At 67.1% G+C, this 310-nt stretch carries 1 pseudogene; it reads right to left on the bottom strand.

The features are described 5' to 3' along the window. Positions 1-310: pseudogene (locus tag U5A65_RS40820) on the bottom strand (muconate cycloisomerase); the annotation flags it as partial.

Genomic DNA, 310 nt, shown 5'->3' with positions numbered 1-310 from the left:
CTTCGCGCCGATCTTCAGCTTGAAGATCTTGTGGCGGCGCACCTCGAGCATGGCCTCGGCTTCGGCGATGTCTTTCGCGGTGTCACCCGATGCCAGCGTCCATGCCACCGGCAGGCGCTCGCGGCGGCGGCCGCCCAGCAGTTCGCTCACCGGCACGCCAAGGCGCTTGCCCTGTGCGTCGAGCAGCGCGGTTTCCAGCGCGCACTTGGCGAAGTGATTGACCTTGACGAGCTTGCCGAGGTGCGCCATGAGCGCCTGGATGCGCGTGGCGTCCTGACCGATCATCGCGGGGGCGAAGTAGGCATCGATC

This window comes from Paraburkholderia sp. J10-1, from assembly GCF_905220165.1.
Taxonomy (GTDB): domain Bacteria; phylum Pseudomonadota; class Gammaproteobacteria; order Burkholderiales; family Burkholderiaceae; genus Paraburkholderia.
Note: the sequence above shows the minus strand (reverse complement) of the source record. Positions and strands in the feature narration are given on the sequence as shown.